2 protein-coding genes are annotated in these 3,396 nt (G+C 67.0%); both read left to right on the top strand.

Translation table 11 applies throughout. From position 1 onward, the window contains the following. Positions 1 to 116: 116 nt before the first annotated feature. On the top strand, positions 117 to 3,050 hold the full coding sequence (locus tag QOC69_RS29020) for a type I polyketide synthase (protein ID WP_526445977.1): 2,934 nt from the start codon (positions 117 to 119) through the stop codon (positions 3,048 to 3,050). Further along, a partial coding sequence (locus QOC69_RS29015; RefSeq protein WP_526445976.1) for a thioesterase II family protein occupies positions 3,047 to 3,396 on the top strand: 350 nt, incomplete at its 3' end. The genes QOC69_RS29020 and QOC69_RS29015, both read left to right, overlap by 4 nt.

Here is a 3,396-nt window from a genome sequence, read left to right as displayed (position 1 = left end):
CTGGAGTTCGAGAAGGGACTGCCCGTCGAGACCACGATTGTGTGGGATTGCGCCACCATTGATGCCATCGCGGTGCACCTGGTCACCGAGCGGGTGCTGCCGTGATACCGATCGCCGTGGTAGGTGTCGATTGCCGCTTCCCTGGCGCTCCCGACAAGGACGCGTTCTGGCGGCTACTGATGGATGGCGTAATCGCCGACAGCGAAGTGCCTTCGCAGCGTTGGAATGTCGACGCCTACTATCGCACCGACGGTGCTTTCGGCTCGATGAACACCCGACGTGGCCATTTCATCGACAATGTCGAGACATTCGACAACGACTTCTTCGGAATAGCGCCGATCGAGGCGGGGGCGCTTGACCCGCAGCAACGCCTGCTCCTGGAGTCATCCTGGCGCGCGATCGAAGATGCCGGAATCGATCCGCGGTCGCTGACCGGCACCCCGACCGGGGTCTTCGTCGGCATCATGTCCAGCGAGTGGAGCAACCTGCAGATTCTCGACTTCGCCGGGCTCAGCGCGTTCCGCGGCACGGGCAGTGGTTATTTCATGACTGCTAACCGCATCTCCTACCACCTGGGCCTCATCGGACCAAGCGTGGCCATCGACTCAGCCTGCTCGTCATCACTGACTGCCGTACACCAGGGCTGCGCGGCGCTTCGCTCTGGGGAGGCCGATACCGTTATCGCGGCTGGTGCCAATCTCATTCTGACGCCGGCGCTTTCGATCTTCTACACTCAGGCCGGGCTGTCCGCTCCCGACGGTCGATGCAAGCCGTTCGGACTGGGCGCCAACGGCATCGGCCGGGGCGAGGGCGTGGCCGCGGTAGTGCTGCGCCGACTCGACGACGCCCTTGCCGACGGGCAGCCGATCTATGCCGTCGTGAAGAGTTCGGTCACCAACCACGACGGCCGCAGCAACGGCATCACCGCCCCGAACCGCCGGTCGCAGGTGGAGTTGATGCGGCGGGCGCTGAGCCTGGCAGAGGTTGATGCCGGACAGATCGACTTCGTCGAAGCGCACGGCACCGGCACGGTGCTGGGCGACATGATCGAAGCCAACGCCCTTGGCGACGTGCACAAGAACCGACGCGGCGAGCCATGTCTGCTCGGTTCGGTGAAGGGAAACATCGGACACACCGAAGGCAGCGCGGGGATCGCGGCGTTCATCAAGGCGTGCCTGGCGCTACATCATGGCGTGCTGCCGCCGACGGTGTTCGGCGACAGCGCCAATCCCGCCTTGCGGCTGCACGAGCACGGGCTGCAGCTGGTCGACGATCCCCGAAAGTTGCCGGTGAACGGTGCGCTGGGTGGGGTGAGCTCGTTCGGCCTCGGCGGCAGTAACGCGCACGCAGTTGTGGAGTCGGCGCCGGCCACGGCGCTGCCCGACCCGGGTGCGAACGGGGTCCTGACGATTTCGGCGCCGTCGGCGCAGGCGCTGCGGCGCAACGCCGAGTCGATGACCACCGCGCTGGAGACCCTCGACACTTCGCAAGTGGCCTCCTGGTGCCGCTCGACGAACGTCGTAAAGCGATCACATCGGCATCGCCTTGTCGCGGAAGGCAACCGCGACACCCTGGTTGATGGGCTGCGCCAATTTGCGGCCGGCGACGGCGCCGACCTCGTGTCGTCCGCCCCGCCCCACAAGGCCCCGGCCAGCGTCGGGCTCCTGTTCTCAGGTCAGGGCACCCAGTACCCGGGCATGACACGGCCGCTCTACGACGCTCATCCGATGTACCGGGAGAACCTCGACGCCGCGGCGGCCGCCCTGGATCCCCACCTTGGATCGGATCTGCTCGCAACGATCTTCGGCGGCGCACCCGGCCTCGATCACACGAGCCTCGCGCAGCCGGCGTTGTTCGCCGTGTCCTACGCGCTGGGAAAGACTCTGCTACAGAGCGGCATCCGCGTGCCATTCGGGATCGGGCACAGCGTCGGGGAGGTCACCGCCGCCTGCCTGGCCGGTGTGCTTACGGTCGACACCGCCGCCAAGCTCATCGTGGCCAGAGGGCGGCTGATGGGCGCGTTGCCTCCCGGTGGGGCAATGATCGCGGTCGACCTCAGCGTTGAGCAGGCCGAGGCACTCGTCGCCGACGAGCCCGGGTGCGCGATCGCAGCGGTCAACGGGCCGGACTCCCTGACCATCTCCGGAGCCACCGATGCCGTGGCACGAGCCCAAACGCTGATTCGGCAGCGGGGCGGTAAAGCGATGAATCTGGCGGTGTCACACGCCTTTCACTCGCCGCTCATGGAGCCGATGGTGGCTGACTTCCGGCACGAGATAGCCGGACTCGAGCCCGGACCCGCCGAGTTTCCGCTGTTCTCCACGGTGCTCGGTCGAGAAGTCGAGGGCCGAGAAATGACCGTCGACTACTGGGCGGGGCAGATCTGTTCGCCGGTGCGTTTCTTCGACGCGGTCCGGGCCGCCTTCAGCGCCGAACGTGCCGACTATCTCGCCGAGGCCGGCCCCAAATCTGGCCTGCTCACCCTCGCCAGGCGGGGCGGACTGCCGCCACAGACACGCTCGCTCACATTGTGCAGCGGCCCAGATTCCGACGGAACAGAAATGCTCGGTGTGGCCGCCACGATGATGCGCGACGGTTACTCACCCGATTTGGCGGCCCTGTACGGCGGACCGGCCGGCCCGCCGCAGCGGATCCCGCCGTACGCCTTCGATACCTCCAGCCGGTTCTGGTTCGACGGCCCGATCACTTACACCCGACAGCTGGCGCAGCCCGCCGAGGCTCCAGCCGGCGAGCCACTCGGCGAGGCGGAGAGCACCGAGCAGCCGCAGGCCGGTGCGGAGGGCGGGGTTCTCACGCTGATCGCCGATGTCGGCGGTTATTCGGTCACCACGCTCACCCGGTCCAAACGGCTCGCTGACGACTTGGGCTACGACTCGTTGCTGCAGCTTCGCCTCCTGGACCGGCTGCGGGCGGAATATCCACTTCTGCACGACGTCACCGTTGCCGAGGTGCTCTCGAAGATTCACAGCGTCGGCGATCTCGTCGACTTCGTGTTGCAGCGGCTCGACGAGGGCGGGATGACCGGATGACACCCGTTGAATTGGTGTGCTTTCACCACGCTGGTGGCGGGTCCGCGTCGTTTCACCCGCTGCGCCGAGCGCTGACGGACATGGGCGCCGAGGTGGCACTCACCGCAGTGACGCTGCCGGGGCGGGAGTCGCGCCGCGACGAGACCCGCCACGTCGACGCCGAGACCTGCGTTCGGGCACTGGCCGACGAGCTCGACGAGCTGTTGCGTCGGCCCCACGTCCTGCTGGGCCACAGCATGGGCGCAATCCTGGCGTATTTGGTTGCTCAACAACGTATCTCACGCGGACTGCGAGCGCCGGAGGCGGTGATCGTCGCGTCCTGCCGAGCCCCGCACCTACCCGCGCC

Origin of the sequence: Mycobacterium sp., from assembly GCF_032162105.1 — a bacterium.
Classification (GTDB): Bacteria; Actinomycetota; Actinomycetes; order Mycobacteriales; family Mycobacteriaceae; genus Mycobacterium.
The sequence above is the reverse complement of the archived record's forward strand: the minus strand, read 5'-3'. Positions and strand labels throughout refer to the sequence as shown.